The following is a 17,795-nucleotide window of genomic DNA, read 5'->3' as shown; positions in this document are numbered from 1 at the left end:
CTGAAAGAAACGTGATAACTAATCAGGTTTAACATAACTGCGGATGGTGCGCCATTGTTTTAACCAATTTAATAGGTCTTTGTCACTGAGGCGGCGCTTTTGCCCATGCAGCCGCAGCAATTGTTCGAGTTCGGTAGGCGATCGCCCCGTTTGCTGTACCCATGCTTGAATCAGTGCTTGCCGTTCTAAGGGAATTTGTCCGAGTCCTAAAGCTTGCTGGAGTTGTTTTTGCTCGGCATTACCAACTGTATCTATGACAAAATCGCTGGCTTGGGCTTTTTGCAACACCCCTGCTAAAGCTTCAATATAAGCAGTGCTATTGTCTGCGATCGCTGTTTTGAGAGTAGCTGGTTGCCCGAAACGACGATTGCTAGCCAGAATAAACACAAATAGCACGATCGCGGTTTGAAACAGGGCAGCAGCTAAGGGTCTTTGTGCTAAATAAGATAGGAAATTCCTTTCACCCGCTCGTTCTCTGACTTCTTTATCTCGGTAGCCGTGAATGTATTCGTCTATCCAGATCGGTCGATCGCCTTGAGTCGCGAGTTGAGCTAAGTATTTATAGTTATTGGGATAGTCTTGGTAGGCATTTGCTGCTAAATAAGGGGTGACACAGAATATGACCTGTCCTTCACCAATTTTTTCTTGCCATACAACTGCACCATAGCGATCGCCCAATAGCGATTGCTGTTGCTGGTCGATCCCTGCTCTGCGCCGCGTATCGATTTTAATATTAATTAACTCGTTGTTTTGTTGCTTGGTGCTGAACTCAGCTGGTGTGACTGGCTGGGGTACGCCCAAAATTATCAAAGTGTTGCCTCGTTCCACCCACTGCTTTTCTACGTAATTCAAGCCGGAATTGGGTTGGTTAAGGACGCGCAGCAATGTTATTTGATTTTGTTTGCTTAACTCACTGGATGGCTTTTGCCAACGCTTAACAGGCGTGCCTCGGTTTTGCATGTATGCATACCAAGCTCCATATCCATCGGGGCTGCGGCTGTAGGTAGAGCCAAGACGCGAAGGATTATTGGGTGCAGTAACTAGGCTGAGAAAGACGATCGCAGCGATCGCAATCGCCCCTAACCACCATCGATGACGTAGATTTCGCACACTCCACCTACCATGAAGAGAATTCGCAGCTATACAAACTCAGTCTACCCAGGCGGACGTTTGTGTAGTGCCATTCTAGTCTGGGCACCCAATTGAATTTGTGCAATAGATCTATTCTTGTCTGGCAATATCTCGATATGCCTGCTGACATCGTTCAAATGTTTCTGATAAAACCTCACCATCGCTAAAGCATAATTGCTCGTGGGTGGTAATCAGCGTGCGGTAAGACTGAAACTGGGGTAGTTGTTGAACTAATTGCAAGTATTCTCGATCTGTGCGACTGAGTTGATGGCGGGCGATCGCTCGTTCGTGCAACAGTTGTAGCGTTGCCATATACAAACAGCGACAAGCTTCGCGATAATTACCTCGATCGAAATAAGTTTGCGATCGCTTTAACCAAGCTTCGACTGGCATTTCACTGGTTCTAGAAGTCGTCTTTCCACCAACAGCGCCCCTAGTTTTCAATTCTATGAAATAAGGCTCCAAGCGTCGCCATACATACCTCACTAGCCACAGCAACAAGGCAAATGCCGCTATCCAGGCGATCGCTTTTAATCCCTCCACTAACCATGAAGGGATGCCTTCTGGCAACTGGGGAATGTTTTTATTCAACCTCATCGTTTGGAGTTCGAGCCATTCCCCTACCTGTTGCTGTAATTGAGATAACTGCCAACCTATGCTATTTTTTTCAAATTCGCCTTCTTTCATCGGGAGTTGGGAGTGGTGCGTGGTGCGTGGTGCGTGGAAGAGATTGTACTTAATATTTTCCTGAGTCTTGACTTTTGACTTTTGACTTACCCATTACCCATTACCTTTTCTTCAGACTTTATCAGTATCCACCCTGCGATCGCTAAGATAGCGCCTAGAACGAGAAAACCGATATCCCAGATTAACTCATTAGTCCCTGGCTTGACATGGTGAATGCCGAGAATTTGATGGTCGATTAACCCCTCAAAGAAGTCGAACAATCCTACGCCTAGCAACAAAGCACCAAAGAAAGTTCTGCCCGACCAAAACACGTCTTTTTGTTCGCCTGCCCGCCAGAGTAAAAATATTCCTAGTAAAGTTAATATCCACGTAGCCGCATCGAAAAAGCCATCCCACACCATGTTGACCTTCATTTCTGCAACAGTGACAGTCGGTCGAACGCTGCTGAGCATGTGATGCCATTGCAAGATTTGATGGAGCAATATACCATCAAATAGTCCGCCAGTTCCCAACCCAAGGATAATTCCAGATGCAATTAAAGGGTTGCGCTGCGTGCGAAGTTGTTTCGCTTCCATTTTCAGTCCTCTGCGACAGTTCTTTTCACAATGGCAGTCCACTACGTGAATTTCTTCTGTCTGATGGTGAAGATAGGAGCAGCGATCGCCAATTCCTACAAAAAAAACCAATACAAAAGACTGAAGGGAAGATATTTCTCTCCTTCAGCTTCTGAAATGCAAACTAACTTGCGTATCTTGTCTTGACTCAAAAGAATAAATACTAGAAGTCTAAGCAGCGAGTGGGTATTGCCCACCTTACCATACTTCTATCCCTTCAGTTTTGACTTTTGACTTTTAACTTTTGACTTTTTCTAGTAGCTTCTAGAAGATTCGCGGCGGTTATAGCTACCTCTGCTGTTGCTAGTTCTACTACCACCTTCCTCGCGTGGCTTGGCTTTATTTACCTTCAGCACTCGTCCCATCCATCTAGCGCCATCTAGCTCCGAAATAGCAGCTTCTTCTGCGTCTTCTGTTTCCATTTCAACGAAACCAAAGCCACGCGGACGACCGCTTTCTCGGTCTATAGGTAGCTGTACTCGTGTCACAGTGCCGTAATCGGCAAATACCTTAGTCAAATCTTCTTGGGTAACGTCATATGACAAGTTACCTACATATATGGACATTCCTACTCTCTCCTGAGTCCGAATCGTTGTCGAGATGACGGTTCGGAGGAGCATCTGAATTAGCAAACACAAACACAACTACCGAATCTACTCTCTATTTTAGAGTAGCATAAAATCGCTGTAACTTATACTGGCTGCGGGAATGATTAGTTTACTTTCCTCAAATGATTAGTATTACCTATGGTGCAAACCTTGCTAGCTCGTTCACATTTTGTTACAAAAGGAGAGTATGGATAACTTCTACAATCGCGTAAACTTATGTTTGGCGGATTAACTGGTTTTACTAATCCTACTGGCACTGATTGGGGCGAGCAAATGCTCAATACTGTTGCCAGCAAGACAATTCGTCACTTATTTACACAAAGTGAGTCGGTAGAAGTTGCCGTTCGTTGTTATCCTTCGAGTAAACTCTTGCAAGGTAGCATTGATAGCTTCAAGATGAGCGGTCGCGGTTTGCTGATCCGGCGTGAATTTTGGGCAGAGGAGATGTCGTTTGAGACGGATGCTGTAGCGATAGATTTCAGCTCTGTTCTAGGTGGTAAACTTGCCCTCAAACAACCGACTCAAGCTGTAGCTCAAGTGACGCTATCAGAAGAAGGAATTAACAGGGCGTTTGAAGCAGAACTGGTGAAAAAACGCCTGCTCAATTTGACTTTACCTAGTTTGACTGAATTATCTGGTGGCAAGCCAGTCTCGTTTCAGGAAGTTCGGGTAGAGTTATTGCCGGAGAATGAAATTAAGATCTGGGCTAAGGCAGACTTATCTCAAGAGGAATTAGTACCAGTTAGCCTCACAGCAACTTTAGGTATTGAACGGCGGCGACGAGTACAATTTCAAAACCCTAGATTTGAAGTAGAAACGCTACCAGAATCTCAACGAGAGACTTCTCTGGCTTTAGCACGAGCTTTGGCAGAAATTTTGAATAATATGGTCGATCTCGATCGCTTCGACTTAGATGGCGTTACCATGCGGCTAAACCGCCTAGAAACTAAAGGCAAGTTGTTAGTTTTTAGCGGCTACGCTCAGATCGAGCGCGTACCAGGAAAACAATAGAGCGTGTAGACTAGCTCTACACGCTCTATTGTTTTAGCGTCCTACGCCAACGTAGTAGAATCCAGCTTGTTGTAGAGCTTCGCGATCGAGGTAGTTACGACCGTCAATCATGACGGGGTTAGTCATTAACGATGCCATCTTGTTGTAGTCGAGATTGCGGAATTGCTGCCAATCAGTGACGAGGACTAGAGCATCGCAGCCATCGGCAAGGCGTTCGGGATCTGTTTCAACCAAAACACCCGTTAGCCCGTGACGCATTCCAGATTGGGCAACAATGGGATCGTAGGCTTTTACCTTTGCTCCTAAGCGGTTGAGATGCTCGATTAAATTGAGAGCAGGAGCATCGCGCATATCATCAGTATCGGGTTTAAATGTCAGTCCCAATAGTCCGACTGTTTTCCCTTTGAGGATCTTGAGTACCTGCTGGAGTTTTTCTACTGCAATTAAACGCTGGCGTTGGTTAACGCTCACAGCAGCTTTGAGCAGATGAGTATCGTAGCCGTAGTCATCAGCAGTATGAATCAGCGCTGAAACATCTTTGGGAAAGCAGGAACCACCCCAACCAATGCCTGCTTGCAAGAACTTATTACCAATGCGGGAATCTAAACCGATACCTTTAGCAACTTGGGTCACATCTGCACCGACGCGATCGCAAATATTGGCAACTTCGTTAATAAAGCTAATTTTAGTGGCTAAAAATGCGTTTGCTGCATACTTAATCATCTCTGCCGAACTAATATCGGTGGCGAGAACTGGTACGGGGGGTAAAGACTTGTCTTCGGCGTACTGGCGCTCGATAATTGGAGCGTACAGCTCTTGCATCATGGCGATCGCTTTGGAGCTGCTACCACCCAAAACAATGCGATCGGGGTTAAAAGTATCGTAGACGGCGCAACCTTCACGCAAAAACTCAGGATTGCTCACGACATCAAATGCAGGGACGCTTTCCAAAGTCGTGACTTCGCCACCACCAGCGCCAACTAACACCTTCTGGCGTTCGACAATGCCATCGAGAACGATCATTCGTACCCAGTCACCAGAGCCGATTGGTACTGTAGACTTGTTGACAATTACTTTATAACCACCATCCAAATGAGCGCCAATGCTGCGGGCTACAGCCTCAACATAGCGAGTATCGCTTTCTCCAGTTGGTAGCGGTGGAGTACCGACAGCAATAAATAAGATTTCTCCATGTGCCACACCGCCACCGATGTCTGTGGTAAACTCTAACGTCCCTGCCTGCATTGCTCCTGTCATGATCTCGGACAGCCCTGGTTCAAAAATCGGAGACTGTCCGGCTTTCATGAGCTTGACTTTCTCTTCATTGTTGTCCACGCAGATGACATGGTGTCCGATGTGAGCTAAGCAAGCACCCGTAACTAAACCGACATAGCCTGTACCAATTACGCAAACACGCATATACTTTTGTCCTCAACGGTGTATGGGTGATAGAAGTTTAAGATGTGAGCTTGGGTATGGAGTGCGAACGATGCAGATATGAGCGATCGCCCATTCTCCTAGCTAGACAAATAGTTACTAGGAATTACTAGCAATTCCCGCCTCGCTGTAAGTTGTTGGCTGGGGTTGCTGCAAGCGCTGCCGAAAATCTTCTACTGTCAGTTTTAATCCTTCTGATAGAGGCAAAGTTGGTTCCCAGCCCAGCCAGGTTTTAGCACGGGTAATATCTGGGCGGCGACGGCGCGGATCGTCTTGCGGAAGGGGCGCAAATTTGATTTCTGCTTGAGGGTTCACCAGATTGCGAACTGCTTCAGCTAGTTCTAGAATGGTATACTCGTCTGGATTGCCTAGATTGACAGGACCAATTTGCTCTCCATTCATCAATCGCATTAATCCTTCTACCAAGTCAGACACGTAGCAAAAACTGCGAGTTTGAGAACCATCACCATACACCGTCATCGGCATATTCTTCAAGGCTTGTACGACTAGGTTACTCACAACTCGTCCATCGTTTTCTAACATGCGGGGACCGTAGGTGTTAAAGATCCGCGCCACGCGAATATCGACATCATTTTGTCGATGGTAATCAAAGGCGAGAGTTTCAGCAATGCGCTTGCCTTCGTCATAACAAGAGCGAATGCCAATTGGATTGACGTTACCGCGATACTCTTCAGTTTGCGGGTGGATTTCTGGATCGCCATAGACTTCTGATGTAGAAGCTAGCAGAAATCTTGCTTTGACTCGCTTTGCCAGTCCTAGCATATTCAACGTTCCCATCACATTAGTTTTGACGGTTTTGACTGGGTTGAATTGGTAGTGAACGGGAGACGCAGGACAAGCCAGGTGATAAACTTGGTCTACTTCTAGGCGAATGGGTTCGGTGATGTCATGACGGATTAATTCAAAATAGGGATGATCCATCCATTTCAAGATGTTACGCTTGTGTCCGGTGTAGAAGTTGTCTAGGCAGATAACTTCATGTCCCTGTGCCATTAATCGGTCGATCAGGTGAGAACCTATAAATCCAGCGCCGCCAGTGACCAAAATTCTCATAGATTTTCTTGTTAGTTACAGCAGTCTTAACTAGACTCGTTAAGTATTTTTATCAGAACTGTGCTTCTGTGACAAACGATCTGTGATGCAATTGTGCATACAGAAGTTCGATTGGCAGTGCCGAACGGAAAAGTCGAGCATACCAACACACATGCTTAGTTGATTATTCCCTAAGTTAAACAAAAACTAACGATCGCTAGTTACAAAAACCATGATAGTAGGACAAAATTCACGAAATCTAAAAATAATCTTTATAAAATTTGTGGTGTTTATGTGCTACATGCTACCATCTGTCAGGCATAAGTTATTCAGTATAGAGACGTTACATGTATCAGTGTAGAGACGTTACATGTAACGTCTCTACAAAGTTATCCTCACTCCTCGCTCCTCGCTGAAAAGCTGGCTGGTTGTGGTTCGCCTAGCATGATCAACGAACAAGCGATCGCTCCGATCAACTGGGTTGTCGTGTCGGCGATTGTTAAACCGCCAGCACTCGTTCGTCGCCTAGTGGAACGTATGACGACGAGATCGCAGTCTTTGGCTACTTCTAGAATTGCTTGAGTGACGTTAGGGTGAGGCTTAATGCGAATTTCTGGGTGATCTGGTAAAGCCAGCTTATCAACCAACAGAGAGAGTTGCGATCGGATCCAAGCGACTCTGCCTGGAGTTGTATTGCGATCGCAGATGTGTAACAAAACAATATGCGCTCCATTTGCTGCGGCTAACAAACTGACAAATCTCAGGACGCTAACCGCTTGCGGTGTAATATTCTCTACTGGGACTAAGATTTGTCTAAATTCTTTGGGCGATTTGAGTAAGCGGCTAACAGCTACCGGACAGTGAGCTGCCCATAAAACGCTATCGATGACATTACCAAATAAGCGGGCGCGTAAACCAGTGCGTTGTCCCCAGCCCATGACAATTAAACTAGCGTGTTGCTCTTTGGCAGCGCGACTAATTCCTTGAGCGATCGCATCGTCAATCCTTAATAAAGGTTCTGCTTCTACTCCCAGTTCGCGGCTTAAGTTGGTGGCATTTTCTAGTAGGGTATCGCCGCGTTTAAAGGCTGCTTCTAATTGGGGTGCATCCATATGAGCGGTAGCTTTGGCGATCGCTAGAGGAAGGATTCTACCCTGAGCTTGGCGAGCTAGTAAAGCTGCCATTTCAATTAAGTATTGCTCTGTCTTCGGGTTATAAACGGGAACCAAGACACCAAATGAGTGTGTTGCCGTTTCTCCTGTACTCCAATAAGGCGATACTGGCTCTGGTTCTAATTCTTGGGAAGCATCGATCAAGGTAGGGGCTACCCGACTCGTGACTAGTGGTCCGAGAGTTGCGGTTACGAGTAACAATACGATGACGCTGTTTAACACCTCTTTAGTCAACAATCCTGCTTCGTAACCTACTAGCGTAGCTGCTAGAGTTGCTCCTACCTGTGGCACTGATAAAGACCACATGGTCAGCATTTCATTCCACTTGTAGCGATAAATCAGTTTGGCAAAATATGCTGCTAAAAACTTACTAACGATCAGACCAGTGACAATAGCTAAAGTTAGCGTGATGGAGTTAATGCTGGCAATGAAAGCGGGAATATCAATCAGCAATCCAAGGCTGACAAAGAAAATTGGAATAAACAAGACGCTGCCGACAAACAGCACTTTTTCTTTGACTGGTCCTTCTCCAACAGCATCGTTCACCGCCAAGCCAGCCAGGAAAGCGCCGACAATCTTTTCTACGCCAATTAATTGAGCGCCCACTGCGGCAAGAAACACTGCTAATAAGACAAATAAAAACTGATTGCCCTGATCGTCGCCCGAACGCTTGAAAAATTCTTTGCCTGCGCGATCAAATCCAAACAAAACTACGACTGAATAGATGACCAAAGAGCCAATTAAAGTGGCTAATCGGGTAGCAGAGAAATCACCCTGATGAATAGCTACACAAATGGCTAGTACTAACAACGCACCAATATCGGTGAAGATAGTCGCCCCAATCGTAACGGTGACAGCTTCATTTTTCACGACTCCCAAGCGGCTGACGATCGGATATGCCAGCAAGGTGTGAGAAGCAAACAGGGAACCAATGAGGATAGAAGTGTTCCATTTACCAGGAAAGAAAATTAGCCCTACTGCTGTGCCCATAATTAGGGGAACTAAGAAAGTAAAGCTACCAAAAGTTAACGAGCGATTCCGTGTTTGCCGAAATTGCTCCATGTCAATTTCTAAGCCTGCCACAAACATCAGATAAACTAACCCGATTTCTGGCAGCAAATCCATTGGTGGCGCTCCCCGCTCTAGTACCCGTAACCCTTGGGGACCCAGCACTACCCCTGCTGCTAGCAATCCGACTAATCCTGGCACTTTCAAGAAGCGCTCAAATAGCAGCGGTACGAATAAGATGACTAACAGCAGAATTAAAAATGGAACTATCGGTTCTTTAGTAATGCTTTCAGCGGCTGGCGCAGCAGCAAATAAGTGTAGTAGCCGTTCCATGTGTACCATGTCTGTTCGAGCAGGCAGCGATCGCGCCAGGATAGTAAATAAATGACAGGGAATTATATCCTACCCTGCCAGCGAGTGAAAATTCATTCTGAAGATAATGGACTTTCTCTCTAAAAAATACCTATCTAGAGAGGGATTCATTTAACCACGGTTAGGTATTAACGAGCGGGAATTAACTGTTAGTTGGAGATCGTTGGTAAAAGTAAAATTTCCCATTCTTTTTTTATATTGACAAACTGATTAATTTTCAACTACTGCTATTTTATTTATCTATAGTCTAGTAACACTTGTCACAGTTTGAGTGCAGAGATACTAGTTCAAAAGAAAATTGATGCAGTAAAGACAGCTACTACTTGAGGCGCAGTTGTCTAGATTGTTAGACTTAGTATATTTAAATACGATACTCAACGAATTCGCTCGAAGACTAATCTGAAATTAAATGCGAATGCTCCAGCTCAGGGAGTGAAGTTGGAAACTATGAGTGACAGGAGCAGATTGACACTTGACTCGCAAGGCTTCGCACGCGGGTCGCGATCGCGTTTTTCCAAACAGTAGAAATTCACTTTTGACTCTCAAAGAATTTTTCAGAAGATCGAGTTTATTTAAAACCAGCATTACGCCAGAAAAAATATTATTTGCATGTAGTTAAGCCACAAAAAAATTACACGATTTTTAGATAAGTCTATTTCTAAAAATACATGCGATCGAAAAGATTGCGACCTCCATTTTTAAAAAAGTTAAATAAATCAGGTAGAAAAAAGTCAAAATGATAACTTTGAAGACAAATAATTTTGGTCGAAGCTTTTTAGCTAAAATCTGCAATAAACAAAGTTGTTAAGATCGCCCAGGTTGTTTTTATTAAAAAGTAAGTTTAGCAGCGATCGTCCCCATCTTTAGTTATATAAGTAGACTCTAATATAACCTCCCTATTGATAGAGCCATGATTCCAACTTCGGACTGAGGAAAAAACAGCTATAAAAGTGAAAACTATAAATACATAGCACGAATACCAAAAATAACAAAAATTTGTGTTTGTGCCAGAAATATTGTTGATACCTAAAAATAGGGGGTAAGAAAATGGCAGTAGGTCAACACAAGCGAGCTGTCGGTGTGTTTGCCAATCGCCACGATGCGGAAACTGCGATCGGGGAGCTAAAAAGTGCGGGATTTCCCATGCACAAAGTCACGATTATTGCCCAAGATGCAGACCGCAAAGCCGATGTTGCTGGCGTAAACGTTCAAGATAAAAACCAAGCTGGCAACAAAGCCGATGAAGGTGCAACCGCCGGAGCGCTCACGGGTGGAACTTTGGGAGGTATAACCGGTTTACTCGTGGGTCTAGGAGCTTTGGCAATTCCTGGAGTCGGTCCCATTATGGTAGCTGGGGAGTTAGCTACAGTTTTGACGACTACAGTAGCAGGTGGTGCGATCGGTGCGGCTGCGGGTGGTCTTGTTGGTGCTTTAATCGGTTTGGGAATTCCAGAAGAACGCGCTCAAGTTTATAGCGATCGCGTCGATCGAGGCGATTATCTCGTGATTGTCAAAGGCTCCGATGAAGAAATTGCCAGAGCAGAAGCAATTCTCAACCATCGTGGGATTGAGGAATATGGCGTGTACGACGCTCGCGATGTCGATACAACGCCCTCTGCTATGCCTATGGGGAGCAGCTCTACAGGCACAACTGCCGACTATACTCCTGCCGCTACAGGAATGCCAGTTGGTTACAGTGCTGGATATATGCCAGGGATGACTCCAACCGCAGATTATGCACCAGGTACGGTCGCGCCCGGAACTGTCACGCCTACGGCAGATAGATCGCTATATCGTAGAAAGCGTGCTGTAGGTGCATTTACCAGCCGTCACGATGCAGAAACCGCACTTAATCAATTACGGGAATCTGGTTTTCCGATGGATAACGTGAACGTAGTATCCAAGAACGCAGACCGGATCGATAATATTGCTGGTGCAGATGTAAAGAAGAATGTTGGCAATAAAGCTGACGAAGGCGCAGCTGCCGGAGCATTAACTGGTGGCGCTATTGGGGGAATTGGCGGTCTTTTAGTTGGTTTAGGCGCTTTAGCGATCCCTGGAATTGGTCCAGTTATGCTTGCGGGTGCAACAGCAACAACCATAGCTACCGCACTTTCAGGTGGTGCTATTGGTGCAGCAGCAGGAGGTCTTGCGGGTGCGTTGGTTGGTTTAGGCATTCCTGAAGAACGCGCCAAAGTTTACAACGATAGACTCTCCCGAGGAGATTACCTAATTTTCGTAGACGGTACGGAAGACGAAATTCGTCGAGCTGAGTCAGTTCTGCATCATCGTGGGATTCAAGAATGGGGGATTTACGATGCACCCGATGCCGATACTCCTCGCCGGAGCGAATATGCTGCCACAGACACCCGCAACACTGTTCGTGGGGATGATGTCATTGACTCCGATACTCGGCGTACCAATTACGATTCAGGTGTAGTCGATCCTAACGACCCAAAAGTCATCATCGTTGATAAACGCGACTCGACTCTATAAGCGTTGTGGTTGACAGTTGACGGCTGAATGTTAACCGTTAACTGTCAACAGTTACTCAATCAAATTGTTTGAACTACTTTCCATTGAGAGACTGAGAAATGAAAAGATTATTTCCATTATTACTAGGTGGCTTTATTGCCCTTGGTGCATTTGGGTGTGAAGCGGGTGTAGAAAAAACCAGTACCGAAGCTCCTAATTCAGCTAATCAAACTGGTGAGGTAGCTGACACCGAAACTGCTAAGCAGAATCAAGAGGATGCCACTGATGAAATTCGCAGAAAGCAGTTAGACGCTGATATTAGAGCTAGAGAGCAGCGCAACAACGCTACTGGGGGAGATGCTCAACGAGCTGACGCAGATTTGGAAAGCGAAGTCCGTAGCAAGTTAGAGGCAAATTTACCCGCAAGTCAATTAGCGGTTGAAGCTGAAGACGGAGCCGTGAAAGTTTCAGGTACAGTACCGACTCAAGAGCAACTCGATCGCATTGAGCCATTGGCGAGGGAGATTAAAGGGGTACAGCAAGTGAGCGTTAATGCCCAAGTTGCCCCAGCACAGCAAAAACCAGAAAGCTAATAACTTCAATACACCACTATGCGATCGCCTCTTTACTATCTTGAGTAAAGAGGCGATCGCTTTATGGACATGGATTTAGATTTAGATGATCTTGGCAGCTCGCAGACCGAATAATAAACCTACAGCCAGAGCGAAGAATCCACCTAAAAAGCCGATGTAAGCAATAACTCCCAACATTTCTGTAATTTTCCCAAAAATAACTAAAACTATTGAAACATTTATTGAGATAGAATACAGCCTACAGACGATTGGTAGTTGGTAATTGGTAATTGGTAATTGGTAATTGGTAATTGGTAGTTGCCCCTCCGCCCCTCTGCTTCCCTGCTCCCTCATAACTGATATGCATGTAATTGACGTAAATATTCCCCAGCAGGCTTATAAGATCGCGATCGCAGCGCCAGGATTGGATCGTCTAGGTGAGTTGATGAGCGAACTCAACCTGGGGAAAAAGGTTTTGCTGGTTTCTAACCCAGCGATTTTCAAACAGTATGGGGAAAGGGCGATCGCTTCTTTGCAAGCGGCTGGTTTTGATGCCACTAGCTGTATTCTTCCAGCTGGAGAACAATATAAAACTCTCACTTCAGTTCAAAAAATCTACAATGCAGCCCTAGAAAAGCGCTTAGAACGGTCTTCAACCTTGGTAGCTTTGGGTGGTGGTGTGATTGGCGATATGACGGGTTTTGCCGCTGCTACGTGGCTGCGAGGAGTTAATTTCGTTCAAGTTCCTACTTCTCTGCTAGCAATGGTAGATGCAGCCATTGGTGGGAAAACTGGCGTGAATCACCCTCAAGGCAAAAATTTGATTGGGGCATTTCATCAACCAAGATTGGTTCTCATCGATCCGCAAGTCCTGCAAACTCTCCCTGCAAGAGAATTTCGCGCGGGAATGGCAGAGGTAATCAAATATGGTGTGATTTGGGATGCAGAGTTATTTGTCCAAATGGAACAGAGTAAGCGCCTAGATCAAATGCGCTATTTGGGTGCAGATTTACTTCAGAATATTCTCAACCGTTCTTGTCAAGCAAAAGCTGATGTGGTGAGCAAGGACGAAAAAGAAGCAGGACTGCGAGCAATTCTTAATTACGGTCATACTATCGGTCATGCTGTAGAAAGTTTGACTGGTTATCGTGTCGTCAATCACGGGGAAGCTGTAGCGATAGGAATGGTAGCCGCTGCTCAAATTGCTGTAGCACTAGGAATGCTTTCCTCTGAAGATGCTATTCGTCAAGATGCATTGATTCAGAAAGCTGGTTTGCCTACACAGTTACCAACAGGGATAGATATTGAAGCAATTATAGATGCTTTGCAAACTGACAAAAAAGTGAAAGACGGGAAAGTAAGGTTTATTTTACCTACCCAAATTGGTGCGGTTGAGATTACCGATAAAGTGACAGCAGATCCAGTTCGCCAGGTGCTACAACACATGCGATCGGTTGGAAAATAAATTGCTTAAAATAATTGAAGTTTGCCACTGCGCTTGTATTCTTGAAATTTTTTTAATATGGGCATATCTGTTAACATTAAAGGAGGCAAATGCTTCAAATCAAAAAAATCTAATGCCAACGATTCCCCATCCAAACAAGCTAGACTTCCCTCCCACTCGGTAGCGTGCAGAATTAGAATAAAGTTTTGAACGCGATCGCCATTTGGATATGCTACGGTTTCTATTTTAGGGTTAGACCTGAATCCCACCGCTTCAAAGCGTTTAATATAAAAATGTATTGGTTAGGTTCTAGAAAGTACCAAAATTGCTGGTCGGAATGCTTCTTCAATATTTCTGAGATTACCGCAAAATTAAAAATAAACCGATCGCCTTCACTGCAAAATTATTGAGTTTGTTGTCGTTTTAACTTTTAACTTTTGACTTTTGACTTACTTAACGTTTTGCTACCTTTAAATACGCTGTCGGATCTTCTGCTACCCAGCCTAAATCAGAAGCATAACGAATTTCAAAATGTAGGTGAGGTTGAGTAGATGTAGGACTACCTGTAGTCCCTACTGCCCCTATTACCTGCCCCGATTTTACAGTTTGACCAGCTTTAACTTTTAGATCTCTCAGTTGAGCGTAACGGCTTTGTTTACCCTCTTGGTGGTTAATGACGACTAAATTGCCATAAGCCCCTTGTTCGCCAGCAAAAGCCACAGTTCCCGCCCCTACTGCCCTCACAGGAGTTCCAACAGCAGCTTCTAAGTCTAAACCACTGTGAAAGAAAACTTTTCCCGTACTGGCATTCAACTGCCAGCCATAAGCCAAAGCTACTGTCGCTGCTTTTGGCAAAGGATACTCTGTTAGAATCCCTTTGGCAGTATTAGAAGGCGGCTGGGGCGACCAGTTCACCCCAGGAACGAAAACCTCTTTGGCAACTGGTTGACAGCCGTTGGCTTCAAACAAGACATCAGAACGAACTTGATACCTTTCGGCTAGCTGCTGCCATGTTTCTCCTGGCGTGGCATTGACTTTGATGCCGTTATAGGGAGGAATAACTATCTTACTGCCAACTGGCAACTTTCCCTTTGGCAGATTACGACTTTGCAAAATGGGATTCATTCCGATCAGAGTAGCTGGAATAAGATTGTATTGTCGAGCTATGCTGTCTAAAGTATCGCCTGGTTTGACTGAATGGCGAATTAGGCGAGATAAAGCAGCTGGGGGACAAGTTGTCGTCTGACTAGTGCCGTTCGGATTGGCTTGAGCCATTATTGGAATAACACATTCTAAAAGTGTTGCTAGTAGGAGTAGCCTCCAGCACGAAATCTTAAGGTGGAAGGCGTGTAAGGCTATTGCTCGATCGCACTTAGTAATTAGCATCTACGTTTCTGGCTATAGGCGCAAAATTTATGGGTTTGTCGTTAAAAACACTGGCTTTCTCTTCTACTTTACTTGTCTTGGGTGGCAGTGCTGGTTTTTGGGGCAGTCGCTATGTCGATTTGCACTTCTCTCCCCAACCAAACACGATTTCTGTTGCCGTACCACCAACTACTTCAGGAGGACAAACACCGTCAGTGGGAGGATTAGCAGTCGCAAGCGATCGCAATTTTATCGCTACTGCCGTCCAGCAAGTGGGACCAGCTGTCGTGAGAATTAATGCGACCCGTAAAGTTGCCAATCAATTACCCGAAGCATTTAACAATCCTCTATTCCGCCGCTTTTTTGGCGGACAGAAACCGATCCCCGACGAAAGAATCGAACGCGGGACTGGTTCTGGATTTATTCTCAGTCCTGACGGTCGGTTATTGACCAATGCCCATGTCGTCTCCGAGGCAAGAACGGTTCAAGTCACGTTGAAAGACGGTCGCACATTTGAGGGCAAAGTTGTCGGTGTCGATCCGGTCACGGATGTTGCTGTTGTCAAAATTAACGCTCGTAATTTGCCGCGAGTCAAGCTCGGTAACTCAAAAAATTTAATTCCCGGGCAGTGGGCGATCGCGATCGGCAATCCTTTAGGCTTGGATAACACCGTCACGATTGGCATTATCAGCGCTACCGACCGCACGAGCGCCCAAGTTGGCGTACCGGATAAGCGCGTTACATTTATTCAAACTGATGCGGCAATCAATCCTGGTAATTCTGGCGGACCCTTATTAAATACTGAAGGGGAGATCGTGGGTGTCAACACGGCAATTCGTACCGATGCTCAAGGACTCGGTTTTGCCATTCCCATTGAAACTGCTGCCCGCGTTGCCAATCAGTTATTTAGCAAAGGACGCATTAGCCATCCTTTTTTGGGGATTCAAATGATCGATTTAACCCCCGCATCAAAAACTGAAATCGCTCAGGAAACCGATTTAAAGGTTGAAATCGATTCTGGCGTACTCATCGTGCGCGCGATCGCTAAATCTCCGGCGGCTCAAGCTGGGCTGCGGGCGGGAGACGTGATTCAAAAAATCAACGGCAAGACGGTAGCTAAATCGTTGCAAGTTCAAGAACAGGTGGAATCAACGACCTTGGGAACAACTTTGACACTAGAAGTCAATCGCCAGGGTGCGATTCAGACTTTTCATGTCAAACCAGGTGCTTATCCTGCCGACGAACTCAGTTAGGCTATCAGCGCTTAATCTCCACCATTAGACTCTTGAGGCGAGGTAGCGGCATCAGCTAAATTTTCTAGCTGCATTCTTTGTTCCATTTGCCGCAGAAAATATCCTGTCATCATGGCTGATGCTAAAATTCCTGCTAGATTCTCGCGATCGGTCACGATTTTCACGTTGAATTGCTCTGAAGGTAACATTCCTACCAGCCCTTGGACGTTTTGGGAGATGATTTGTTGAATGTCTGGGCTGACAGACTTAGCAACGCGGGCTAGAATTTCCGGCGATTGCTGTTGGAGATATTTCAACAATGAGTTAGCTTGCGTTTCTTCGCGATCGCTCAAAAAGTCAGGATTAAAGGTCATAAGCAGTGTTTTGTTGCTGTAGTATCGAATCTATGGGATTGAGGATTTTTCTATACTAAAAACTAATAACTAAGTGCTAACATTTAGCTATTGTAGCTTTCACGCTATGGCAACTCATTTTCTTTACCTGCGCTGGGAATGCGGTTTGCTTTACCGCTCGGTCAAACTTTCCTGCCTGGGTAAGAGCTAGAACCATTTTTGGTACGTCAACTAATCCCGATCTCTAGATCCAACACTCGCGTTTTGGTGTTTTCTCAGCTAGAGCTAGACCTGTTGCAGGCAAACCTTGCGGACTAAAATATTAATTTTTTTTACTGATTCATTAAATAAATTGTATCAGATGTTTTGAGGATCGAATAGAGAGTTTACGTCCTCAGAATAGAGCAAGATAGTAAAAAACTAGTAACAATCGGCAAAATGAGATTAACAACCGCAGAATCGAGCGATTTTACCTGAAACAAGCTAGAGAAAAGAGATATTTGCCCTAGTCCTGATGTTTGCTCAACGAGATAAATTACTTTCAATTCCCTCAGCTATCTTCTAAATCGTCAGCCAACTCTAGCTGCTGATACTTAGATTGCTTGCGTTCCTGCCCCAGAAGTTGCGGTAGTTGTTCGACTTGGAAGTATTGATGAAATTTTTCGGTTAATTGAAGTAGGGAGGAGCGAGAATCTGACTGGCGGCGTTTGCGGACGAATCCTTGTTCTACCAATTCTTGAACGTGCTGGTAAGCACTAGAGCCGCGCAGCTCGACGAGTTGATTTTGAGCAATTGGGCTGTGAAGGGCGATCGCTGCTAACGTGCGTAAAGCCCCGACTCCAAGTTCGAGAGGAATTAACCTCTGTACCAAGTTTTGAAAACCAGAGCGCAGTTGCAGGCTGTAACCTGTAGGTGTTTCGACAACCTCTAAGGCGCTGTCGCGACGGGCGTAGTCTTCAATCAGTTCGATCAGTCCTTCTTCAGCCGTAGGGCGATCGCACTGGGCGTATTCGGCAATTTCTGCGACTGATAGCGGTTTGCCTTTTAAGTAAAGAATTGCTTCGATTTGGGTTGATAGTTTGTGGGAAGTCGGGAGTCGGGAGTCGGGAGTCGGTAGGGGCGGGTTGCCAAACCCGCCCGTACGGGAGTCGGGAGTCGGGAGTCGGGAAAGAGCGGTGCGTGGTGAAGCGGGCGGAAGCGGAGGTTTCCTCCGCATTGGAGCCGCGTCGTGGTACGTGGTAAGTGTTTTTTCTCCCTCAGC

17 protein-coding genes are annotated in these 17,795 nt (G+C 45.5%); 5 read left to right on the top strand and 12 right to left on the bottom strand.

Annotated elements, in window-relative coordinates; genetic code table 11:
• Positions 1-18: 18 nt before the first annotated feature.
• The 4 genes from DSM107010_RS24850 to DSM107010_RS24835 all read right to left on the bottom strand — a co-directional run bounded on the left by DSM107010_RS24850 (position 19) and on the right by DSM107010_RS24835 (position 2,998).
• Positions 19-1,110, bottom strand: coding sequence for a DUF4350 domain-containing protein (locus tag DSM107010_RS24850; RefSeq protein ID WP_106167319.1), 1,092 nt, complete (start codon positions 1,108-1,110; stop codon positions 19-21).
• Positions 1,111-1,221: 111 nt separating this feature from the next.
• Positions 1,222-1,818, bottom strand: coding sequence for a DUF4129 domain-containing protein (locus tag DSM107010_RS24845; protein WP_106167318.1), 597 nt, complete (start codon positions 1,816-1,818; stop codon positions 1,222-1,224).
• Between the two features lie 86 nt (positions 1,819-1,904).
• Entirely contained in the window at positions 1,905-2,393 is a 489-nt protein-coding gene (locus DSM107010_RS24840) for a DUF2243 domain-containing protein (protein ID WP_106167317.1), read from the bottom strand.
• Positions 2,394-2,686: 293 nt separating this feature from the next.
• The gene (locus tag DSM107010_RS24835; protein ID WP_015155931.1) at positions 2,687-2,998 is read right to left on the bottom strand and encodes an RNA recognition motif domain-containing protein; all 312 of its coding nucleotides are present in this window, start codon (positions 2,996-2,998) and stop codon (positions 2,687-2,689) included.
• 258 nt (positions 2,999-3,256) lie between these two features.
• On the opposite strand from DSM107010_RS24835, the gene DSM107010_RS24830 reads away from it, so the two are divergent.
• Positions 3,257-4,051 carry an LmeA family phospholipid-binding protein gene (locus DSM107010_RS24830; protein ID WP_106167316.1) on the top strand — a complete coding sequence of 265 codons (795 nt, stop codon included), beginning with the start codon at positions 3,257-3,259 and terminating at the stop codon, positions 4,049-4,051.
• A gap of 33 nt (positions 4,052-4,084) precedes the next feature.
• Here DSM107010_RS24830 and DSM107010_RS24825 read toward each other — a convergent pair whose 3' ends face one another.
• From DSM107010_RS24825 to DSM107010_RS24815, 3 genes are all read right to left on the bottom strand, one after another.
• On the bottom strand, positions 4,085-5,470 hold the full coding sequence (locus tag DSM107010_RS24825; protein WP_015155929.1) for a UDP-glucose dehydrogenase family protein: 1,386 nt from the start codon (positions 5,468-5,470) through the stop codon (positions 4,085-4,087).
• A gap of 117 nt (positions 5,471-5,587) precedes the next feature.
• Complete coding sequence (locus DSM107010_RS24820) at positions 5,588-6,562, bottom strand: UDP-glucuronic acid decarboxylase family protein (protein ID WP_106167315.1); 975 nt, start codon at positions 6,560-6,562, stop codon at positions 5,588-5,590.
• 374 nt (positions 6,563-6,936) lie between these two features.
• Positions 6,937-9,054 (bottom strand): cation:proton antiporter domain-containing protein, encoded by a 2,118-nt coding sequence (locus DSM107010_RS24815; RefSeq protein ID WP_241994339.1) that lies wholly within the window; start codon positions 9,052-9,054, stop codon positions 6,937-6,939.
• 1,086 nt (positions 9,055-10,140) lie between these two features.
• On the opposite strand from DSM107010_RS24815, the gene DSM107010_RS24810 reads away from it, so the two are divergent.
• Positions 10,141-11,589: a general stress protein gene (locus tag DSM107010_RS24810; protein WP_106167312.1), complete on the top strand. Its 1,449-nt coding sequence runs from the start codon at positions 10,141-10,143 to the stop codon at positions 11,587-11,589.
• A 98-nt stretch (positions 11,590-11,687) separates the two neighbouring features.
• Positions 11,688-12,161 carry a BON domain-containing protein gene (locus tag DSM107010_RS24805; protein WP_015155925.1) on the top strand — a complete coding sequence of 158 codons (474 nt, stop codon included), beginning with the start codon at positions 11,688-11,690 and terminating at the stop codon, positions 12,159-12,161.
• Positions 12,162-12,242: 81 nt separating this feature from the next.
• On the opposite strand, the gene petL is transcribed toward DSM107010_RS24805, so the two are convergent.
• Positions 12,243-12,338 carry a cytochrome b6-f complex subunit PetL gene (gene petL / locus DSM107010_RS43100; protein WP_015155924.1) on the bottom strand — a complete coding sequence of 32 codons (96 nt, stop codon included), beginning with the start codon at positions 12,336-12,338 and terminating at the stop codon, positions 12,243-12,245.
• A 163-nt stretch (positions 12,339-12,501) separates the two neighbouring features.
• Between petL and aroB the strand changes: the two genes are divergently transcribed.
• Positions 12,502-13,605 carry a 3-dehydroquinate synthase gene (gene aroB, locus DSM107010_RS24795; protein WP_015155923.1) on the top strand — a complete coding sequence of 368 codons (1,104 nt, stop codon included), beginning with the start codon at positions 12,502-12,504 and terminating at the stop codon, positions 13,603-13,605.
• Between the two features lie 5 nt (positions 13,606-13,610).
• Here aroB and DSM107010_RS24790 read toward each other — a convergent pair whose 3' ends face one another.
• Complete coding sequence (locus DSM107010_RS24790) at positions 13,611-13,853, bottom strand: NUDIX hydrolase (protein WP_106167311.1); 243 nt, start codon at positions 13,851-13,853, stop codon at positions 13,611-13,613.
• Between the two features lie 184 nt (positions 13,854-14,037).
• Complete coding sequence (locus DSM107010_RS24785; RefSeq protein ID WP_181246341.1) at positions 14,038-14,859, bottom strand: peptidoglycan DD-metalloendopeptidase family protein; 822 nt, start codon at positions 14,857-14,859, stop codon at positions 14,038-14,040.
• 140 nt (positions 14,860-14,999) lie between these two features.
• Here DSM107010_RS24785 and DSM107010_RS24780 point away from each other — a divergent pair, with 140 nt between their 5' ends.
• Positions 15,000-16,202, top strand: a complete 1,203-nt coding sequence (locus DSM107010_RS24780; RefSeq protein ID WP_015155921.1) for an HhoA/HhoB/HtrA family serine endopeptidase — start codon at positions 15,000-15,002, stop codon at positions 16,200-16,202.
• An 11-nt stretch (positions 16,203-16,213) separates the two neighbouring features.
• Here the strand turns inward: DSM107010_RS24780 and DSM107010_RS24775 are convergent, their stop codons facing one another.
• Positions 16,214-16,555: a DUF760 domain-containing protein gene (locus DSM107010_RS24775; protein WP_015155920.1), complete on the bottom strand. Its 342-nt coding sequence runs from the start codon at positions 16,553-16,555 to the stop codon at positions 16,214-16,216.
• A 529-nt stretch (positions 16,556-17,084) separates the two neighbouring features.
• Positions 17,085-17,600, bottom strand: a complete 516-nt coding sequence (scpB, locus tag DSM107010_RS43095; protein ID WP_041463315.1) for an SMC-Scp complex subunit ScpB — start codon at positions 17,598-17,600, stop codon at positions 17,085-17,087.
• Positions 17,601-17,795 lie beyond the last annotated feature (195 nt).

This window comes from Chroococcidiopsis cubana SAG 39.79 (genome assembly GCF_003991895.1).
In the GTDB taxonomy this organism is placed as follows: Bacteria; Cyanobacteriota; Cyanobacteriia; order Cyanobacteriales; family Chroococcidiopsidaceae; genus Chroococcidiopsis; species Chroococcidiopsis thermalis.
The sequence above is the reverse complement of the archived record's forward strand: the minus strand, read 5'-3'. Positions and strand labels throughout refer to the sequence as shown.

Coding starts and splice junctions, on each gene's coding strand:
- aroB (WP_015155923.1), top strand. CDS start 12,502: ATGCATGTAATTGACGTAAATATTCCCCAGCAGGCTTATAAGATCGCG.
- DSM107010_RS24820 (WP_106167315.1), bottom strand. CDS start 6,562: ATGAGAATTTTGGTCACTGGCGGCGCTGGATTTATAGGTTCTCACCTG.
- DSM107010_RS24845 (WP_106167318.1), bottom strand. CDS start 1,818: ATGAAAGAAGGCGAATTTGAAAAAAATAGCATAGGTTGGCAGTTATCT.
- DSM107010_RS24815 (WP_241994339.1), bottom strand. CDS start 9,054: ATGGAACGGCTACTACACTTATTTGCTGCTGCGCCAGCCGCTGAAAGC.
- DSM107010_RS24835 (WP_015155931.1), bottom strand. CDS start 2,998: ATGTCCATATATGTAGGTAACTTGTCATATGACGTTACCCAAGAAGAT.
- DSM107010_RS24785 (WP_181246341.1), bottom strand. CDS start 14,859: ATGGCTCAAGCCAATCCGAACGGCACTAGTCAGACGACAACTTGTCCC.
- DSM107010_RS24830 (WP_106167316.1), top strand. CDS start 3,257: ATGTTTGGCGGATTAACTGGTTTTACTAATCCTACTGGCACTGATTGG.
- DSM107010_RS24805 (WP_015155925.1), top strand. CDS start 11,688: ATGAAAAGATTATTTCCATTATTACTAGGTGGCTTTATTGCCCTTGGT.
- DSM107010_RS24775 (WP_015155920.1), bottom strand. CDS start 16,555: ATGACCTTTAATCCTGACTTTTTGAGCGATCGCGAAGAAACGCAAGCT.
- DSM107010_RS24825 (WP_015155929.1), bottom strand. CDS start 5,470: ATGCGTGTTTGCGTAATTGGTACAGGCTATGTCGGTTTAGTTACGGGT.
- DSM107010_RS24840 (WP_106167317.1), bottom strand. CDS start 2,393: ATGGAAGCGAAACAACTTCGCACGCAGCGCAACCCTTTAATTGCATCT.
- DSM107010_RS24810 (WP_106167312.1), top strand. CDS start 10,141: ATGGCAGTAGGTCAACACAAGCGAGCTGTCGGTGTGTTTGCCAATCGC.
- petL (WP_015155924.1), bottom strand. CDS start 12,338: ATGTTGGGAGTTATTGCTTACATCGGCTTTTTAGGTGGATTCTTCGCT.
- DSM107010_RS24780 (WP_015155921.1), top strand. CDS start 15,000: ATGGGTTTGTCGTTAAAAACACTGGCTTTCTCTTCTACTTTACTTGTC.